Source organism: Aeromonas sp. V90_14 (genome assembly GCF_029967615.1).
Taxonomy (GTDB): Bacteria; Pseudomonadota; Gammaproteobacteria; order Enterobacterales; family Aeromonadaceae; genus Aeromonas; species Aeromonas hydrophila.
In genome coordinates, this window is sequence record NZ_JASCAS010000006.1 from 16418 (window position 1) to 33731 (window position 17314).

The 17314-nt window shown below is 61.2% G+C and carries 20 protein-coding genes; 8 read left to right on the forward strand and 12 right to left on the reverse strand.

Annotation, left to right across the window (positions count from 1 at the left end):
- Nucleotides 1-41 precede the first annotated feature (41 nt).
- Both rapZ and npr read left to right on the forward strand, forming a co-directional pair.
- Complete coding sequence (gene rapZ / locus QLG02_RS06365) at nt 42-908, forward strand: RNase adapter RapZ (RefSeq protein WP_011707611.1); 867 nt, start codon at nt 42-44, stop codon at nt 906-908.
- A 20-nt stretch (nt 909-928) separates the two neighbouring features.
- Complete coding sequence (npr, locus tag QLG02_RS06370) at nt 929-1201, forward strand: PTS phosphocarrier protein NPr (protein ID WP_005305943.1); 273 nt, start codon at nt 929-931, stop codon at nt 1199-1201.
- A gap of 15 nt (nt 1202-1216) precedes the next feature.
- Here the strand turns inward: npr and QLG02_RS06375 are convergent, their stop codons facing one another.
- From QLG02_RS06375 to QLG02_RS06430, 12 genes are all read right to left on the reverse strand, one after another.
- Complete coding sequence (locus tag QLG02_RS06375; RefSeq protein ID WP_282464789.1) at nt 1217-3121, reverse strand: PRD domain-containing protein; 1905 nt, start codon at nt 3119-3121, stop codon at nt 1217-1219.
- A 105-nt stretch (nt 3122-3226) separates the two neighbouring features.
- The gene (locus QLG02_RS06380; protein ID WP_282464790.1) at nt 3227-3967 is read right to left on the reverse strand and encodes a KDGP aldolase family protein; all 741 of its coding nucleotides are present in this window, start codon (nt 3965-3967) and stop codon (nt 3227-3229) included.
- A complete protein-coding gene (locus QLG02_RS06385; RefSeq protein WP_282464791.1) occupies nt 3967-5082 on the reverse strand; it encodes a DgaE family pyridoxal phosphate-dependent ammonia lyase in 1116 nt (371 codons plus the stop codon). Before QLG02_RS06385 ends, QLG02_RS06380 begins: the two co-directional genes overlap by 1 nt.
- Entirely contained in the window at nt 5066-6205 is a 1140-nt protein-coding gene (locus QLG02_RS06390; protein ID WP_282464792.1) for an amidohydrolase/deacetylase family metallohydrolase, read from the reverse strand. Before QLG02_RS06390 ends, QLG02_RS06385 begins: the two co-directional genes overlap by 17 nt.
- A 43-nt stretch (nt 6206-6248) precedes the next feature.
- Entirely contained in the window at nt 6249-6899 is a 651-nt protein-coding gene (locus tag QLG02_RS06395) for a DUF4310 family protein (protein WP_011707606.1), read from the reverse strand.
- 11 nt (nt 6900-6910) lie between these two features.
- Nucleotides 6911-7687: a DUF4311 domain-containing protein gene (locus QLG02_RS06400; RefSeq protein WP_016352193.1), complete on the reverse strand. Its 777-nt coding sequence runs from the start codon at nt 7685-7687 to the stop codon at nt 6911-6913.
- 40 nt (nt 7688-7727) lie between these two features.
- On the reverse strand, nt 7728-8024 hold the full coding sequence (locus tag QLG02_RS06405) for a DUF4312 family protein (protein ID WP_282464793.1): 297 nt from the start codon (nt 8022-8024) through the stop codon (nt 7728-7730).
- Nucleotides 8024-8389: a glycine-rich SFCGS family protein gene (locus QLG02_RS06410; RefSeq protein ID WP_282464794.1), complete on the reverse strand. Its 366-nt coding sequence runs from the start codon at nt 8387-8389 to the stop codon at nt 8024-8026. Before QLG02_RS06410 ends, QLG02_RS06405 begins: the two co-directional genes overlap by 1 nt.
- Complete coding sequence (locus QLG02_RS06415; RefSeq protein WP_017409378.1) at nt 8390-8752, reverse strand: transcriptional regulator; 363 nt, start codon at nt 8750-8752, stop codon at nt 8390-8392.
- A gap of 310 nt (nt 8753-9062) precedes the next feature.
- On the reverse strand, nt 9063-10184 hold the full coding sequence (degS, locus tag QLG02_RS06420) for an outer membrane-stress sensor serine endopeptidase DegS (protein WP_011707601.1): 1122 nt from the start codon (nt 10182-10184) through the stop codon (nt 9063-9065).
- An 89-nt stretch (nt 10185-10273) separates the two neighbouring features.
- Nucleotides 10274-11635: a Do family serine endopeptidase gene (locus tag QLG02_RS06425; protein WP_011707600.1), complete on the reverse strand. Its 1362-nt coding sequence runs from the start codon at nt 11633-11635 to the stop codon at nt 10274-10276.
- An 81-nt stretch (nt 11636-11716) separates the two neighbouring features.
- A complete protein-coding gene (locus QLG02_RS06430; RefSeq protein ID WP_011707599.1) occupies nt 11717-12097 on the reverse strand; it encodes a YhcB family protein in 381 nt (126 codons plus the stop codon).
- A 140-nt stretch (nt 12098-12237) separates the two neighbouring features.
- On the opposite strand from QLG02_RS06430, the gene zapE reads away from it, so the two are divergent.
- The 6 genes from zapE to QLG02_RS06460 all read left to right on the forward strand — a co-directional run bounded on the left by zapE (nt 12238) and on the right by QLG02_RS06460 (nt 17271).
- Nucleotides 12238-13332 carry a cell division protein ZapE gene (gene zapE / locus QLG02_RS06435; protein ID WP_011707598.1) on the forward strand — a complete coding sequence of 365 codons (1095 nt, stop codon included), beginning with the start codon at nt 12238-12240 and terminating at the stop codon, nt 13330-13332.
- 266 nt (nt 13333-13598) lie between these two features.
- Nucleotides 13599-14027, forward strand: a complete 429-nt coding sequence (rplM, locus tag QLG02_RS06440) for a 50S ribosomal protein L13 (RefSeq protein WP_005336289.1) — start codon at nt 13599-13601, stop codon at nt 14025-14027.
- Nucleotides 14028-14041: 14 nt separating this feature from the next.
- Nucleotides 14042-14434 carry a 30S ribosomal protein S9 gene (rpsI, locus tag QLG02_RS06445; protein ID WP_005336286.1) on the forward strand — a complete coding sequence of 131 codons (393 nt, stop codon included), beginning with the start codon at nt 14042-14044 and terminating at the stop codon, nt 14432-14434.
- Nucleotides 14435-14729: 295 nt separating this feature from the next.
- The gene (gene petA, locus QLG02_RS06450) at nt 14730-15320 is read left to right on the forward strand and encodes a ubiquinol-cytochrome c reductase iron-sulfur subunit (protein WP_011707597.1); all 591 of its coding nucleotides are present in this window, start codon (nt 14730-14732) and stop codon (nt 15318-15320) included.
- 2 nt (nt 15321-15322) lie between these two features.
- Nucleotides 15323-16540: a cytochrome bc complex cytochrome b subunit gene (locus tag QLG02_RS06455; protein ID WP_011707596.1), complete on the forward strand. Its 1218-nt coding sequence runs from the start codon at nt 15323-15325 to the stop codon at nt 16538-16540.
- The gene (locus QLG02_RS06460) at nt 16537-17271 is read left to right on the forward strand and encodes a cytochrome c1 (RefSeq protein ID WP_011707595.1); all 735 of its coding nucleotides are present in this window, start codon (nt 16537-16539) and stop codon (nt 17269-17271) included. Before QLG02_RS06455 ends, QLG02_RS06460 begins: the two co-directional genes overlap by 4 nt.
- Nucleotides 17272-17314 lie beyond the last annotated feature (43 nt).

Sequence of the window (17314 nt, forward strand, 5' to 3'; positions counted from 1 at the left end):
AAGCAGGCCCTTGCAATGACGCCAAGCGGTGAGGGAACAAGATGCAATTAATAGTGGTGAGTGGGCGCTCCGGCTCGGGCAAGACAGTTGCCCTGCGTGTGCTGGAGGATCTCGGTTATTACTGTGTGGATAACCTGCCGGTCAACCTGCTGCCCCAGCTGATCGTGTCGGTCGAGAGCCAGTATGACAAGCTGGCGGTCAGCATCGACGTGCGCAACCTGCCGGCGAGCCCGGACAAGCTGGAAACCCTGCTGGCCCAGGTTCGCAACGAGGGGCGGGTGGAGTTCTCGAGCTTCTTCTTCGATGCGGAAAACTCCACCCTGCTCAAGCGCTACGGCGAGAGCCGCCGGCTGCACCCCTTGTCACGCAATCAGTTGTCGCTGGATGAGGCAATTCGGGAAGAGACCCACCTGCTGGCGCCGCTCTCCTCGACGGCTGACCTGCGCATCGATACCACCAACCTCAGCATTCACGACCTGAGCGAGCTCATCAAGACCCGGGTGCTCGGCAAGAAGGAGAACGAGCTGGTGCTGGTGTTCGAGTCGTTCGGCTTCAAGTACGGCATTCCCAAGGATGCCGACTTCGTGTTCGACGCCCGCTTCCTGCCCAATCCGCACTGGATCCCCGAGCTCAAACCTTTCACCGGCAAGGATGAGCCGGTGGCCCGCTATCTCTCCAGCCAGCCCGACGTGATGCAGTTCATCCTGCAGATCGAGAACATGCTGGCGACCTGGTTGCCCCATCTGGAGCGCAACAATCGCAGCTATGTGACGGTCGGCATCGGTTGTACCGGTGGCCAGCACAGATCGGTGTTCATTGCCGAGCAACTGGCCGGCGCCTTCCGCCTGCTGGGCAAGAACGTCCAGATCCGCCACCGCACCCTCGACAAGAGTGCGCCGCAATTTTGATGGACCAATAGGAAGATCAGATGACCGTCTCAGCCTCGGTGGAAGTGAAAAACAAACTGGGCATGCATGCCAGACCGGCCATGATGCTGTTCGAGCTGGTGCAGGGGTTCGATGCCCACGTGTTGCTGCGCAACGAAGAGGGGGTGGAGGCCGACGCGGACAGCGTGATCGGCCTGTTGATGCTGGACTCCGCCCAGGGCAAGCAGGTGGAAGTCCAGGTGGAGGGGCCCGAGGAAGTGGAGGCTCTGGCCGCCGTGGTGGCGCTGTTCACCTCGGGCTTCAACGAGGAGTAACGCGCCTCGGCGTGCTCAAGGTGCGCTGCGTGCCAGCGCCTTGAAGGCGGCAAAATCCCGACAAGCCAGCAGATTCCTGCTGGCTTTTTCGTTCATCAGCGCCAGGAACAGGTCATAGAGCCCCATCGCCTCTTCGTAGTCGGCCTTGGCGATGGCCAGCACGAAGACGAGGGTGGCGCTCTCGCCGTTGCCCCAGTCGATCCCCTGCGGGGCCAGCACGGTATAGACCAGGGTGCGGCGCGCCAGCAGGCCGAGGGAGTGGGGCAGGGCGATGCCATCCCCCAGCATGGTGGAGACGATCCGCTCCCGCTCCTGCAATGATCCCCGAAAGCCGCTCTCCACCAGCTCCTCCGCCTCCAGCTGGCTGCAGATACGGTCAAACAGCGCCGCCTGGCTGAGCGGTTCGGTGACCACCATGAAGTGGTCGGCATCGAAGTACTTGTCGAGCAGGTAGGGGCGGGTGCGATCAACCAGCACCAGTTTGCCGAGCTGCTCCAGCTGGTACTGGGTCGGGAAGGGGGCGACCTGCACCACGGGCACGTTCTTCTCGCCGGCCTTGACGGTGCTGATGACGAAGTCCTGCTCGATCCGCGCCAGCCCTTCGTAATCCCGCACCGACTCCAGCATGGTCAGCTGCAACTGGGGATACTCCCGCTTGATGCGGGCCTCCAGCACCCGGAAGGTGGCGTTGCTCGCATCGCACAGCAGCAGCGCCTGGGGACGGCGGGTGTAACCGATGTCGTAGTGACGCTCCAGTCCGACCCCGATGTGGATCACCAGATAGCCTATCTCGTGGTGGGTCAGCCGATAGGGTGTCTGCCTGATCCACTCCGAGATGGCCGCCAGCGTGATGTCATAGGCGAGGGGGTAGTACTGCTTGATGTGGTCCGCCAGCGGATTGTGGCTGCCGATCTGGTATTTGACCCGCAGCAGCATGGCGCTGATATGGGTCTGCAGGTCGGCCCGCAGTTGCAGATCGCCGCGCAGGTCATAGGGGTAGTGCTGGTGGATGTAGGCCAGCAGATGCTCCACCAGCTGTTCGCTCTCGGCCGCCATGGCCGGGCTGAGCTGGGGGGCATCGGCGGTGAGGCGGGCCTGGATCTGGATGGCGAGGCAGGCTATCTCCTCCTCCCCCGGCGGGGTCAGGGTCGGCAGCTCGCCATAGATGTCGTGGGCAACCGCCAGCAGAGGCGCCGTGAGATCCTCGCTGGTGAATTGGCGCAGCTCGTGGCCGGCCGCCTGGCGCAGCAGGGCGACGGCGCAGTAGATGGCGAGCTGCTGCAGGCTCTCATCGGCCAGGCGCAGCTGATGACGGCCGAGCTGCTCGTGGATGTGATTGCCCACTACCTCCAGCGTCTTGCTGGGACAGAGGTTGGGCAGCAGGCTCTGCAGCGGGTTGCTGTGCAGCAGCTCCTGGTAAAGCAACTGGGTGAGGCAGGCGCGGATGGCCGTCTCGCCCCCCTGGATCCGCATCCCCTGCCTGGGTTTGCTGTCGATGGCGAGTCCGAAGTGGGCGAGCCGCTCCCGTACTTCCGCCATGTCCCCCTGCAGTGCCGCCCGGCTCAGATACCAGGTGTCCGCCAGCTCGTCGAGCTTGATGCCCTGCTCCGCCGTCAGCAGCAGGATCTGCAGGTGCAGCACCCGCTCGCGGCTGGTGCGGGGCAGCCCGCTCTCCTGCTCCTGGGCCGCCAGCAGCGCCTCGAACAGCTCCTGATTGTAGATCTTGAGCTGATAGCCGCTGCCGCGCTGGTGGATCAGGTGGGCGCCCCGGGTGGCGATGAGCTCGTTCAGGGTCGCCACGTCGGTGCGCACGGTGCGGGTGGAGACATTGAGGCGGCGGGCCAGCTCCTCCTGCGGCAGCGGTTCGGCGTGGAGCAGGGTGAGCAGTTGATGGAGTCTGGGGTGGGGCAGCTTGATCATGAGGGGGGAACGGACTCCTGTCGCGGAATGAAAAATCGATGTTAACAAGCGGGTCATTAACAAGCCAGGCACCGGTCAGTGATCGGACCGGTGCCTGAAGGGCTGTCAGGCCAGCAGCCGCTTCACCGTGGTCAGCAGGGTACGCACGTCCTCGGGACGGGTCTGACCGCTCGCGCTGTCGATGATGGAGCTGTAGATGTGGGGGATCACCTTCTCGACCCCGGCATCCAGCGCAATCCGCACTATCTCCTCGAAGTTGTCGAGATCGATGCCGCCGGTGGGCTCCAGCCAGAAGCCGTGGCGAGCGCAGGCCTCGGCCACCGCCTGATATTCGGCGCGGCAGGTCAGCCCGCCCATCGGGAAGAACTTGACCGAGCTGCCGCCCATGTCCTTGAGCAGGGCGATGGCGGTGTCGATGGGAACGATGCCGTCGGGCTGCTGGCTGCTCAGTGGGCCGGTGGAGATCTTCACCATCCCCGGCGTGCCGGTGGGAGAAACAAGGCCATTGACGAGGGTGTCAGACTGGCCGAGCAGTGCCCGGCTGGCGCCGACCCCGGTGAACACCTGGTTGACGTGCTGGGGCTGCAGCTGGCGAGCCAGCTCGGCCACCATGGCAGACTGGCGCGGATCGCCGGCCCCCAGCCCGATGGAGAGGGCGTTGTCGATAAGCTTGGCGTAAGCCTGCATGTCAGCGACGGCGGAGGGCACATCCGGGTAGTTTTTGGAGAGCACGCCGACCAGCACGTGGCCCTCGGCGGCCTCATAAATGTCGACGGCATTCTGTCGGGAGCCGGCCAGCACGTTGAGGCAGACCCGAGCGCGGTAGTAATTGGGAGTCAAAGACATCAGTTGTTCTCCTGAACGAGGTGGGCAATGGCGGCATGGATCTGGTCGAGCTGGGGCACGGTGACGCTGCGCACGTCTATCTCGAGGTGCCCCTCGTTGGCCTTGTAGCCACGGCAGTAGATGGCTGGCGTGCCCTGCTGCAGACGGGCGACGACCTGCACTGTGGTCATGCCGATCTGCTGGTGGTCGAAGGCGATGTCGGTGCGGGCGATGTCGCGCCCCGCGCTGTCCCACACCACCTTGGCGCTGACGCCGGGCAGCTGGTTGAGGCGCTCGATGAAGGGGGTCATCTTGGCGACCATGGCGGCGCCGCTCTCCTTCTCCTTGGCCAGGTAGCGCTCGATGGCGTGGGTCAGGCCGAGGATCCCCTCCTTGCCCACCTTCATGGCACGGCCGATGCCGTTGGCCTGCTGCTTGACCCACTCCACGTACTGGCGCTTGCCGAGTACCAGCCCGCTGGTGGGCCCTTCGATGGCCTTGGCGCCGCTGTAGATGACCAGATCCGCCCCCTGGTTGTAGTAGAGACGCAGATCTTCCTCGGCCGCCGCATCGACGATGAGCGGGAGCCCGTGGGCCTTGGCCACCTCGGCTGCCTCTGCCACCGACAGAATGCTCTTCTGCACGCAGTGGTGGGACTTGATGTAGAGGATGGCAGCTGTGCTGGCATTGATGGCGGCGGCCAGCTGGGCGGCGGAGCACTCGTTGGCGTAGCCGGCCTCCACCACCTTGCCGCCCCCCAGATTGACCATGGTACCGACCGGGGCGCCGAAGTTGACGTTGTGCCCCTTGGGCAGCACGATTTCGCTCGGCACATGGTGGGCATGGGCGTGCAACTGCTCGAGGCGGTAGGGGTCGCCGCGCACTATCACGGCGGCCACCGACTGGGCGATGCCGGCGCTGGCGCAGGAGACTACCACCGCATCTTCCACGTCCAGCAAGCCCGCCAGATAGGCGCCGGTCTTGTTGACCAGATCCTTCACCTCGAAGTAGTGGCCGAGGCCGAAGTTGACCGCGTCGACCACCTCCTGTTCGGGGGTGGAGACGCCGAGAATGGTCATGCGCCCGGAGGCGTTGATCACCGGTTTGAGCTGATATTTCTCATACACAGAAGGCATGGTGTGATTTCCCATAGTGAGTCAGAACCAGTTCGCCACCGACCAGGGCGGCGAGGGGCAGCAACTGCCGGTCGCCATTGCGGGCGCCGGCTTCGGTATCGGTAAAGAGGGTGGGGCCGCTGCTCACCTCGAACAGGGTCAGATCGGCAGCGGCGCCCACCTCGAGTCGCCCCTTGCCGGGCAGACGCAGGGCATCGGCGGCATGGTGGGTGACGCAGGCGATCACCTGCTCCAGCGTCATGCCGATGGCGAGAAATTTCGACATCACGTGGGCCAGGCTGTAGACCGGCCCTTTGATGCGGTTCTTGCAGTAGATGTCGGAGCTGATGGTGCGGGGCAGGATCCCCTGGGCAATGGCCAGCTCCGCCACCTCGAAGCTGAAGCTGGCGCCGCCGTGACCGATGTCGAGCAAGAGGCCCCGTTGCATCGCCTCACGCACCGTCTGGCGCAGTTCACCGGCCGGGGTCAGGATGCGGTTGGGCTTGCCGTTGAAGCAGTGGGTCAGCAGATCGCCATCCCCCAGCAGGGTGACGATCTCGTCCAGATCCGGCGGCGTGTTGCCCACGTGTACCATCAGCGGTAGCTGGCCGTGGGCCTGTTGCAGTGCCTTGGCCATGCGCAGCGGTTGCAGGCCGTTTTCGCCGACCACACTGCCGCTCATCCGCGCCTTGATGCCGACGATGAAGCCGGGGTGGCGGGCAATGGCCGCCGAGGCGAGATCCATGTCGAGGTCCCGGCTGTCGGCCAGCTCGTTCTGGCGCAGCAGGCCGATGCGGGAGATGTTGAGCAGGGCGTGCACCCGGGTCTTGCAGCCGGCGGCGAGACGCTGGAAGTCATCCACGTCGTCGGCCCCGGTGCTGCCGGCGTCGATGACGGTGGTGACGCCGGACTCAACGCCCACCTTGTCCGGCTCATCGTGATAGAGGGGGGACGCGGGGTAGCAGTGGGTGTGGCCGTCGATCCAGCCGGCACTCACATGCACCCGGCCGCCGAGATCCAGGATCTGCCGCGCCGCGGCCGTCTCCGGCAGGGTACCGATGGCGGCTATCTTGCCCTCCCTGATGGCGATATCGACGAGCTGGCCATCTCCCTGGCGCCCCGCTTTGATGATCATGTCGTACATGCTAGATGGCCTCTCGAGCGCCGCCCCGCAGGGCGGCGGATGGTTATGCAAGCGCAACCGGGAAGAAGGTACCGAGCAGCATGGCCCCCAGGATGGCGCCGCCGGTGATGGGCTTGCCCCACACGTAGAACAGCAGAGCACCCAGCAGGGAACCGATACCGATGGGGATCGAGGCGCCCATGGCGGAGAGGATGATTAAGGGGCCGAGGAAGCGGCCCGAGCTGTTGCCAGCCCCCATCATGACGTCTGCGCCGTAGGTGGAGTTGCTCTGGTTGATGGTGAACTTGCGCGCCAGGATGATCACGTAGCCGATGGCCAGACCAATCCCCATGCCGGTCGCCAGCGAGGCACCGAAGTTCTCCACCGGATAGACGATGCCGGCCCCCAGCAGCAGGGCAGGCACGCCGAGGCCTACCCCGGTCTGGATGGCGCCGCCGATATCCAGGATCCCCACCAGGGAGCCCTCGATGATGCGGGCAAACAGGAAGCTGGCGCCGAAGGCCGCCACCGCGCCATAGGCACCGGTATCCATGCCTGCTTTGAGCATGGCGACGAAGGCCACCTCGTTGAAGGCGCCGACCCCGTACAGATAGAACATGTGGGTACCGGCAAAGACCCCGGCCGAGAGCAGGCCGACAAAAATGGGGAAGGACCAGTCGGCGTACCAGAAGTTGTTTTTCAGTTTCTCATCCACGGTGTGACCCCTTATTTGCCGCTCAGCAGGTTATGGACGTTTTCCAGCCACAGGGGAACACCCAGATGGAAGGACTCGATGAGTTTCATGTCGAAGCCGCGGAAGAAACCGCTCAGCACGAACAGCAGGACGATGGCCGCCATCATCACCTTGGTGACATGGTTCCAGCCGCTCTCTTCCACACCCTTGCCGATCAGGATGCCGAGCACCAGGCCCGGTACCGCGTTGCCCATGATGAGCTGGGCCAGACCGCCGAAGATGGTGGCCCAGAAACCGGACTTCTTGCCCGCCTCGATGGCGGCCAGCCAGAAGATCACCGGCATGACGGTGTTGACCAGCAGGTTGGCGGCCGGTACCAGCACCTTGACCGCGGTGACCTGCAATGCGGCCGGTACGGCGGCGGCCGTGCTGTTGAGGAAGGCAACCACGATGGCACCTATGATGCCGCCGGCAATGGCCATCTTCTTCGGGTCGTGCAGGGTGGTGGCGAGATCCCGGTTCTTGAACAGCAGTGCCGCCGTGGCCCAGTGCGGAATGATGCGGTGATCCACATCCTGGGTGAAGGCGCCGGCTGCCACGGTGGAAGCCCAGGCGTTGAAGAAGAAGCCCAGACCAAACGAGAAGTGGGAGGCGGGGTCCCCTTCGCAGGAGTTGAGCTCACCCAGGGTACGGAAGGCTCCCATGCCCTGTACGGTTGGCGCGTGGAACATCCGTGCCGCGCCGGCCCCCACCCCGACGCCTACCAGGCCGCCGATGATGAGTGACTTGATAAATATGATTAGAAACATCCAACGTATCCTTCTTGTGGGGTGGTACCCGCGGGCGGCGTCACACCAGGGTGAACACCACTTGTTCGGCATCCAGGCTGGTGACCTTGACCGTGATCGCCAGCTGGACCCGGAATTCGCGGCGCTGGCGCGGCAGGAAGAAGAACAGGAACTTCTCCACCCGGACCGACTCTTCGGCCTTGAGCACCTGCACCTCGAGCGGCTCGATGCGCAGCATCACCCGCGGGTTGTCCTTGAGCAGCGTTGGCTGCACCTGGCTGAGGGCGGCGGCGAACGCCTGCTGGCGAGTCGGCCCCTTGCCGTTGACCATGACCTGGGTGGTGAAGTCCTCTTTCATCAGGCGCGTCCGTGTTTCTTGGCGAAGGCTTCGATCAGCTTCTGACCCAGCTCTTCCTTGTCCATGAAGCCGAAGCCCAGCACCACGCACCCTTCGTTGATGGCGGTCACGCCCTCTTCGATGGAGCGCATGCCGTAGCGGCACTTGTAGCCGTACTTGGTCTGGGCCGTGATGGCACCGGCACCGCCGCTGCCGCAGAAGGAGATGCCGAGATCCGCCTGCTCCTTGTTCATCACGTCACCGAGCTTCATGTCGGCGGCCATGCCGGGGATGATGGTCACGCAGGCACCGGCGGTTTCCGCGCCTGCTCCCACTTTCTGGCCCTTGCCGAGTCGATCACCGATCACGAGTTTGATGGCTGTCATTTAGCTTTCTCCTTTCACTGAGCTGAGTTCGTTTTCTTTGGCAACTTCGAAATGGACGGACAGCAAATGGGCCTCTTCATAGGCCAGCTTGTCCAGCCAGGCGACGACCTGTTCGGCCAGGCGCAGGGAGAGGGGGGAGATCTCCTCGAACAGGCTGAGATCGACCTCCGGCAGCGACTCACCGCTGTAGGAGCGCCACACCATGGCTTTGACGTGGGAGGCCAGCATTTGCCGCTGTACCTCGTTGGGACGGATGCCCTGCTCGCCGAGCAGGGTGTGGATGCGCGCCAGCGTGTGGTCGGTCTGGCGCAGCAACGCCGGGCTGTCCGGGGTCAGGTTCTGGTCATGGGTCTCTGTGTGCAAGGTCTGCTCTCCAAGGCTGGCAGAAGGGATAGCGCTACCCTAAGCCGGCAGTAGAGAAGAGAGGAGGCACTGTTTTTCCGATTCGAAGCGGAAATTCCCGCACGCTTGGGCTGAAAACGGTGATTTTTGTGGAATGGAGGGGGAAAGGGCTGCTATCGGGACCGACTTTGTGTGATCGAGAGCGCACTTGGCCCGTCGAGCCGGGCCGAGCAGGCTTGCTGGAAACTGTGAGTCGCCTCACGGATGGGGGAGTACGGGGGAAGCAAGCAGGGGCGGTTGACCGCCCCTGTTAAAGAGTATTGGCGGGATATCAGCTGGCGGTGGCGGCGCTCGCGCTGGCCCGGTTCTGGTAGCGCAGATCCTCTTCGATGGTGACCTCCACCTCCAGCGGCTTGCCGTCACGGATCACCGAGATGGTGAGCTTGGTGCCCGGCCGGCTCTCGACGATCTTGTCCATGGCGGTACGTACGCCGCTGATGGCCTCACCGTTGATCTTGAGCAGCACGTCGCCCCGCTTCAGCCCGCCTCTGGTGGCCGGGCCGTTGGGATCCAGGCTCTCCACCACCAGGCCGCGCAGGTCGCCCAGGTTCATCATGCGGGCGACGATGGGGTTGATCTCGACGCTGGAGATGCCGAGGTAGCCGCGGATCACCCGACCGTTGGCGATCAGCTCATCCATGATGCGCTTGGCCAGCTTGTAGGGGATGGCGAAGCTGATGCCGTAGCTCTCCTGATTGCCGTTGAGGTGGTAGGCGGCGGTATTGATGCCCACCAGATCGCCGCGGGCATTGACCAGGGCGCCCCCCGAGTTGCCCTCGTTGATGGCGGCGTCGGTCTGCAGCAGATCCTGCCGACCGTTGCTGTCCGGGCCCATGCTGGAGAGGCCGATGCGGCCGGTGGCGCTGATGATGCCCTGAGTGATGGTCTGGCCGACGTTGTAGGGGTTGCCGATGGCGAGCACCACGTCGCCCACGTCGGGCAGGCGCTCCGGATCCTGCGGGATCACCGGCAGATTGTCCGACTCGATGTAGAGCACCGCCAGATCGGTCAGCTGATCGGAGCCAACCAGCTCGGCGCTGAATACCCGCCCATCCTGCAGCGCAACGATGATCTGGTCCGCGTCGGCGATGACATGATAGTTGGTCAGCACGTGGCCACGCTGGCTCATGATGACGCCGGAGCCGAGCCCTTGCGGCCTGAGTTCGGCCTGATTGCCCTGGTTGCGGGCGAAGCTGCGGGTATAGATGTTGACGACCGCCGGCCCGGCGCGGTGGGCGGCGTAGGAAAAACTCAGTTCACGGGCATTGGTGATGAGGCCGGGCAGCTGGGCCCCGCCACGGAAATTGGGAAACAGCAGCAACAGAAGAGCCGCCACGGTGAGACCGAAGCCGACAGACTTGCCCAAGTAACTGACTAGAGGGGGGATTTTCATGTCATTCTCATCCGTACATACAGCGCGCAGAGAATAACACTATCGGTGGATAAAAATCACCCGCGGCGAGGGCCGCGGGTGAGAGGCAGTTAACGGATCACCAGATAGAGGGAGGATTCCCCGCGCTGGATGTTCAGCGCCAGCACATCCGGCTTGTTCTTCAACGCCTTGCTCAGCTCTTCCAGCGAGTTGATGCGCAGGCGGTTGACCCCGATGATGATGTCACCCTTCTGCAGGCCGGAGGCGGCGGCAGGTGAGCGCGGATCGATGTCGGCCACGGCCACGCCGGTCACCGGTTCGGCGGTGGTGCTCAGCTTGGCCCCTTCCAGGGCCGGGTGCAGGGCACTGGCCAGGATCTCGCTGTCATCCGCCTTCTTCAGCGTGACCTTGACGGTCTGCTCCTTGCCATCACGGATGAGGCCAAGGGCGACCTGCTTGTCAGCCCCCATGGTGGCGATCTTGGCGCGCAGTTCACCAAACGAGCGGATGGCCTTGCCATCGATGCTGATGATGATGTCGCCTGCCTTGATGCCCGCCTTGGCGGCGGCGGAGTCAGGCATCACCTGGTTGACGAAGGCGCCATCCTTCTTGTTGTAGCCGAAGGTCTTGGCGATTTCGGAGGTGAGCTCGGTGCCGGTGATGCCCAGCTGGCCGCGGCGCACTTCCCCGTATTTCACGATCTGTTCGGACAGGTCGCGCACCATGTTGGACGGAATGGCGAAGCCGATGCCGATGTTGCCGCCGTTCGGGCCCAGGATGGCGGTGTTGATGCCGATCAGCTCGCCGCGCAGGTTGAGCAGGGCGCCACCTGAGTTGCCGGAGTTGATGGCGGCATCGGTCTGGATGAAGTTTTCCAGATTTTCGATGTTGAGGCCGCTGCGGCCGAGCGCACTGACGATGCCGGAGGTGACGGTCTGGCCGAGGCCGAACGGGTTGCCGATGGCCAGCGCATAGTCACCGACCCGCAGTTCGTCGGAGTCGGCAAACTTGATCTGCACCAGATCCTCGGCCTTGATTTGCAGCAGCGCGATGTCGGACTGCTTGTCCTCGCCGATCTTCTTGGCGGCGTATTCACGGCCATCCTTCAGGTTGACCTTGATCTCGTCCGCCTCGTGCACCACGTGGGCGTTGGTGATCACGTAGCCCTTCTTGGCATCGATGATGACCCCGGAGCCCAGCGCCTGGAAGGGCTGCTCGCTCACCTGTTCGTCGGGCATGTTGGGACCGAAGAAGAAACGGAACTGTTCCGGCAGACGCTGGCGGGTGATCTTCTTGCCGGAGACTGAAATGTTGACCACGGCAGGGGTGACCTGCTCGAGCACCGGCGCCAGGCTCGGCATCTCCTGATTGTTCGCCAGCAGAGAGGGCAGTGCAGCCTGTACAGGGGCCGCAGACATGGCGATACCGACACTGAGGGCTAACACACTGAGCACAGAAAGAGGTTTACGCATATGAAAAACAGCTCCCAGAAAAAGTTGCAATGCAATCGTCAAGGTCTGACCACGCTACCGCGCAATTAGTTCCGCAGGGAACTAACTGGACTGCTTGAGCAGACCGGAGGCCCCTGCATAGTCACGGGGTGGTACGCCCGGTTCTTCATTGGCCGGGACATCGCTGCTCTCGTCGAGCAGGGTTTCACGGAACAGCGGCTCCTGAGCCTTGGCCAGGAACTTGCTCTGCTCCGCCATATGGCGATAAAGGGTCTGGTACTGCTCGGCCAGCTGCTCCATCAGGGCGGCGCTGTCGGCGAAGTGGGTATTGATCTGGCCCTGGTAGCTTTCCAGTTCCTTGTGAGCCTTCTTCAGTTCTTGTTCCAGACGGCCAGCATCCCGGCTGCGCACTGTGAAGCGGCCGATGATGACACCGATAATCAAGGCGGCGACAGCCAGCAGGATCCCGTTTAACAGACTCATAGATGCTCCTTGTTACAGCTAAATCAATGTGGGTTGATGCGGCCAAAGCGGCCGCTACGCCTTGATGGCACTATACCGTGCACCCCGAGAGCGTGATACCATTTTGTCCTTCATTCAGGGACTTGAAGGCAATCGACAGGATGACCCCGCAGCAAAAGTATCAGCAGGATTTGCAGCGCCCCGGCTTCGTGGCCGACCCCGCCCAGGCGATGGCAGTGGCCCGTCTGGAGCGACTCTATCAGGATTTGTGCCAAACCCCGACTCCGACCAGATCCCGCGGCCTGCTGGGCTGGCTGCAAAAGCCGAAACCCCGCACGCCCATCCTGGGTCTATATATGTGGGGCGGAGTGGGCAGAGGCAAGACCTGGCTGATGGATACTTTTTTCGACAGCCTGCCGGGAGAGCGCAAGCTGCGCATTCACTTCCACCGTTTCATGCACCGGGTGCACGATGAGCTCAAGGGGCTGACCGGTCAGGCCGATCCGCTCAAGCTGATCGCCAGCAAGCTGGCCGGCGAGACCGACGTCATCTGCTTCGACGAGTTTTTCGTCTCCGACATCACCGACGCCATGCTGTTGGGGACTCTGTTCCAGGAGTTGTTCGGCCATGGAGTGGTACTGGTGGCGACCTCGAACATACCACCGCAGGATTTGTATCGAAATGGTCTGCAGCGGGCCCGTTTTCTACCGGCGATCGCGCTCATCGAGCGCCATTGCGAGATACTTAACGTGGACGGCGGCACCGACTATCGCTTGCGCACGCTGGAGCAGGCGGAGATTTATCACTTCCCGCTGGATCAGCAGGCAAAATCCAATCTGGATCGTTATTTTCGGCAGTTAACCGGGCTGGAAGAGGCCCGGGCGGGCAGTGTCGAGATCAATCACCGTCAACTGGCGTCGTTGGGGATGGGAGAAGGTGTGCTCTATATGGAGTTTGAGCAACTTTGCTGTACTCCCCGCTCACAAGGCGATTACATCGAGCTGGCCCGGCTGTTTCACACCGTCCTGCTGGCCAATGTGCAGCCAATGGGGGCGGGCACGGATGACGCAGCGCGCCGCTTCATTGCCATGGTGGATGAGTTCTATGAGAGGCACGTCAAGCTGATCATATCGGCGGCGGTACCCATGCAGGAACTCTATGGCAACGGGCTGCTGAATTTCGAGTTCAAACGTTGTCTTTCACGGCTTCAGGAAATGCAATCGCACGAATACCTTGCCAGAGTGCACCTTCCTTAGTCACAATACCGCGCCTGCCAGTCGGATGGGCATCTGCGGCAGGTAGGGCCGGGCGACATTTGCTAGCTTCATGGCAGTGAAATTAGCAGGTGATATTTAAGGCAACTTCACTTATAATCGCCCGGCCCACGTTACAGCTGTCGATAAGACAGCAACACTTTAAGCTTTACTTGTATTCGAAGGGGTACAGGTAGGCCATCGTTTGTTGTTTGTGGGAGAGCCCCCATAAGCAATTGGGTCTGTAACAGGTAATTGGGTTTAACTTAATGAAAACTTTCGTTGCCAAGCCAGAAACCGTAAAACGTGACTGGTACATTGTGGACGCAGAAGGTAAAACTCTGGGTCGTATCGCAACCGAGATCGCTGCTCGTCTGCGTGGTAAGCACAAAGCTGAGTACACTCCGCACGTTGACACCGGTGATTACATCATCGTTGTAAACGCTGAGAAGGTACACGTAACCGGTAAGAAATTTACCGACAAAATGTACCATGCTCACTCCGGTTTCCCGGGTGGTATCAAGTCCATCAGCTTCGACAAGCTGATTCAGCGTAAACCGGAAATGGTAATCGAAGCTGCCGTCAAAGGCATGCTGCCGAAGGGTCCGCTGGGCCGTGCCATGTTCCGTAAGCTGAAAGTTTACGCAGGCGCCGAGCACGCTCATGCTGCTCAGCAACCTCAAGTACTGGATATCTAACGGGAACTGGCAACATGGCAGAAAATCAATACTACGGTACCGGCCGTCGCAAAAGCTCCACTGCTCGCGTATTTATCAAAGCGGGTAGCGGTAAAATCGTAATCAACCAGCGCTCCCTGGAGCAGTACTTCGGCCGTCCGACTGCCCGCATGGTAGTTCGTCAGCCGCTGGAACTGGTTGAGATGACCGAGAAACTGGACCTGTACATCACCGTTAACGGTGGTGGCATCTCTGGTCAAGCTGGTGCGATCCGCCACGGTATCACTCGTGCTCTGATGCAGTACGATGAAACCCTGCGTTCCGAACTGCGTAAAGCAGGCTTTGTTACTCGCGATGCCCGTAAGGTTGAGCGTAAGAAAGTCGGTCTGCACAAAGCTCGTAAGCGTCCGCAGTACTCCAAGCGTTAATTCGCTTTTGGTACGCACTCTCGCGAGTGTCAAAAAAGCCTGGCCATGTGCCAGGCTTTTTTTATTGGTAATATTACCAACGGTATTGCTAACACCACGTCACAAAAGACAAAAAATTGTGTATTTATTGTTTTTGACCTTCGCTTCTCTTTCTTGTCAAGTTGTTATCTTTTCTTTAAAATTCCCTCGGTTTTTCTGTGACAATTGTAACTCCGCTTCCGCCGCTGTTGTCACGGAAGAAAGGGGAACAGGGACACAATAAGAATGTGCGGAGTCCACATGGGAGAGTTTTTGGATGAGCAATGCGCCAGTTGATACCGGTCGCCGCAGATTTCTTACCTGGTCAACGGTAGCCGTTGGTGGGGTAGGAGCTGCTTTTACCGCAGTGCCGTTTATTAAATCATGGAACCCGAGTGCCAAAGCCAAAGCGGCGGGTGCTCCGGTAGAAGTGGATATCAGTAAGTTGGAACCAGGCCAGCTCATCCGTGTTGAGTGGCGAGGCAAGCCGGTCTGGGTGGTGAAACGCACCAAGCAGACGCTGGATGCCCTGGCCGCGCACGACGACAAGTTGCGCGATCCGGCTTCCGACGAGCCCCAGCAACCTGACTATGCCCACAACGGCTACAGATCCATTAAGCCGGAGATCTTCGTTGCCGTCGGTATCTGCACTCATCTGGGCTGCTCCCCCTCCTATCTGCCGGACAGCTTTGGCGAGCAGGTGCAGGGCGTGACCTCAGGCTTCTTCTGCCCCTGTCATGGCTCCAAGTTCGACATGGCTGGTCGAGTGTTCCAGGGGGTGCCAGCACCCTTGAACCTGGTCATTCCGCCGTACAAATATCTTAGCGACACCACCATCCTGGTCGGTGCCGATGGCAAGGAGGCCTGACCATGTTTGCCAAACTGATGGGCTGGATTGACTACCGCTTTCCGCTCACTGCCATGTACAACGACCACATGGCCAAGTACCCGGCGCCCAAGAACCTGAACTTCTGGTACTTCTTTGGCTCGCTCGCCATGCTGGTGCTGGTCAACCAGATCATCACGGGTATCTGGCTGACCATGAACTACAACCCCTCCGCCGAAGGTGCCTTCGCCTCCGTGGAGTACATCATGCGGGATGTGGACTACGGCTGGTTGTTGCGCTACATGCACTCCACCGGTGCATCCGCCTTCTTCATCGTGGTCTATCTGCACATGTTCCGCGGCATGATCTACGGCTCCTACCAGAAGCCGCGCGAGCTGCTGTGGATCTTCGGCATGCTGATCTTCCTCTGCCTGATGGCGGAAGCCTTCATGGGCTATCTGCTGCCGTGGGGCCAGATGTCGTTCTGGGGAGCCCAGGTCATCATCTCGCTGTTTGGTGCCATTCCGGTCATCGGTGACGATTTGACCCTGTGGATCCGCGGTGACTACGTCATCTCCGGCGCTACCCTGAACCGCTTCTTCGCGCTGCACGTCATCGCCCTGCCGTTGGTACTGGTGATGTTGGTTGCCATGCATATCCTGGCGCTGCACGAAGTGGGTTCCAACAACCCGGACGGTATCGACATCAAGAAGCACAAGGACGAGAACGGCTGGCCGCTGGATGCGGTGGCATTCCACCCCTACTTCACCGTCAAGGACATGATCGGGGTTGCAGGCTTCCTGTTCCTGTTCTGCGCCATCATCTTCTTCAAGCCGGACATGTGGGGTTATTTCCTCGAGAAGCCGAACTTTGAAGTGGCCAATGGTCTGAAGACCCCGGCGCACATTGCCCCGGTCTGGTATTTCACCCCCTTCTACGCCATCTTGCGGGCGGTGCCTGACAAGCTGCTGGGCGTCATCATGATGGGGCTCTCCATCGTGGTGCTGTTCCTGCTGCCCTGGCTGGATCGCTGCAAGGTACGTTCGGTGCGCTATCGCAGTACCCTGCACAAGCTGAACATCGCCCAGTTCGTGGTCTGCTTCATCATTCTCGGGGTGCTCGGCGTCTTGCCATCGACTCCGACCCTGACGCTGATCGCCCAGATCTGTACCCTGGGTTATTTCGGGTTCTTCGTCCTGTTGTTCTTCTACAGCAAGAATGAAAGCACCAAGCCGCTGCCGGAGAGGGTGACATTTAAATGAAAAGAATAATTTTTGCAGTGCTGACCCTGCTGCCGTCGCTGGTGTTTGCCAACACCGGGGCAGTGCACCTGGACAAGGCCAACTATGACCTGAACGACAAGGCGTCGTTGCAGCGTGGTGCGGCCACCTTCATGAACTACTGCTTTGGCTGTCACAGCACCCAGTACCAGCGTTACAACCGGGTGGCGGCAGACATCGGTATTCCGGAAGATCTGATGGCGGCCAACCTGATCGTCAATGGTGCCAAGATCGGCGATCTGATGGAAAACTCGGTGCCGGACAAGGATGCGGCCAAATGGTTTGGCGCCCCGCCCCCCGATCTGACGCTGGTTGCCCGGGTACGTGGTGCCGACTGGATTTACACCTACCTGCGCTCCTTCTACGTGGATGAGACCCGTCCGTTTGGTGTGAACAACGTGGTATTCCCGTCCGTGGGCATGCCCCATGTGCTGGAGCCGCTGCAAGGCACGCCCCGCGCCGAGTTCGCGACCCACACCGTCGACGGAGTGGAAGTACAGCAGGTTGTCAGTGTCAAATCTGACGGCAACGGTGAAATGAATAACGAAGAGTATGATCAGACGGTACTGGATCTGGTAAACTTCTTGGTCTACTCAGCTGAACCGGTACAACAGGAGCGCGAACGCATGGGCTTCTGGGTACTTGGCTTCATCGTGATCTTCTTCATCTTCACTGTGCTGTTGAAGAAGGAATTCTGGCGCGACGTTCACTAAGCGACCAGATCCGGGTAATATAATGCACGGCAATGAAGACCAA

What these genes read in the sequence shown, in the direction of transcription:
- rapZ (WP_011707611.1), top strand. Translation starts at nt 42, where the DNA reads ATGCAATTAATAGTGGTGAGTGGGCGCTCCGGCTCGGGCAAGACAGTT.
- npr (WP_005305943.1), top strand. Translation starts at nt 929, where the DNA reads ATGACCGTCTCAGCCTCGGTGGAAGTGAAAAACAAACTGGGCATGCAT.
- QLG02_RS06375 (WP_282464789.1), bottom strand. Translation starts at nt 3,121, where the DNA reads ATGATCAAGCTGCCCCACCCCAGACTCCATCAACTGCTCACCCTGCTC.
- QLG02_RS06380 (WP_282464790.1), bottom strand. Translation starts at nt 3,967, where the DNA reads ATGTCTTTGACTCCCAATTACTACCGCGCTCGGGTCTGCCTCAACGTG.
- QLG02_RS06385 (WP_282464791.1), bottom strand. Translation starts at nt 5,082, where the DNA reads ATGCCTTCTGTGTATGAGAAATATCAGCTCAAACCGGTGATCAACGCC.
- QLG02_RS06390 (WP_282464792.1), bottom strand. Translation starts at nt 6,205, where the DNA reads ATGTACGACATGATCATCAAAGCGGGGCGCCAGGGAGATGGCCAGCTC.
- QLG02_RS06400 (WP_016352193.1), bottom strand. Translation starts at nt 7,687, where the DNA reads ATGTTTCTAATCATATTTATCAAGTCACTCATCATCGGCGGCCTGGTA.
- QLG02_RS06405 (WP_282464793.1), bottom strand. Translation starts at nt 8,024, where the DNA reads ATGAAAGAGGACTTCACCACCCAGGTCATGGTCAACGGCAAGGGGCCG.
- QLG02_RS06410 (WP_282464794.1), bottom strand. Translation starts at nt 8,389, where the DNA reads ATGACAGCCATCAAACTCGTGATCGGTGATCGACTCGGCAAGGGCCAG.
- degS (WP_011707601.1), bottom strand. Translation starts at nt 10,184, where the DNA reads ATGAAAATCCCCCCTCTAGTCAGTTACTTGGGCAAGTCTGTCGGCTTC.
- QLG02_RS06425 (WP_011707600.1), bottom strand. Translation starts at nt 11,635, where the DNA reads ATGCGTAAACCTCTTTCTGTGCTCAGTGTGTTAGCCCTCAGTGTCGGT.
- QLG02_RS06430 (WP_011707599.1), bottom strand. Translation starts at nt 12,097, where the DNA reads ATGAGTCTGTTAAACGGGATCCTGCTGGCTGTCGCCGCCTTGATTATC.
- zapE (WP_011707598.1), top strand. Translation starts at nt 12,238, where the DNA reads ATGACCCCGCAGCAAAAGTATCAGCAGGATTTGCAGCGCCCCGGCTTC.
- rplM (WP_005336289.1), top strand. Translation starts at nt 13,599, where the DNA reads ATGAAAACTTTCGTTGCCAAGCCAGAAACCGTAAAACGTGACTGGTAC.
- rpsI (WP_005336286.1), top strand. Translation starts at nt 14,042, where the DNA reads ATGGCAGAAAATCAATACTACGGTACCGGCCGTCGCAAAAGCTCCACT.
- petA (WP_011707597.1), top strand. Translation starts at nt 14,730, where the DNA reads ATGAGCAATGCGCCAGTTGATACCGGTCGCCGCAGATTTCTTACCTGG.
- QLG02_RS06455 (WP_011707596.1), top strand. Translation starts at nt 15,323, where the DNA reads ATGTTTGCCAAACTGATGGGCTGGATTGACTACCGCTTTCCGCTCACT.
- QLG02_RS06460 (WP_011707595.1), top strand. Translation starts at nt 16,537, where the DNA reads ATGAAAAGAATAATTTTTGCAGTGCTGACCCTGCTGCCGTCGCTGGTG.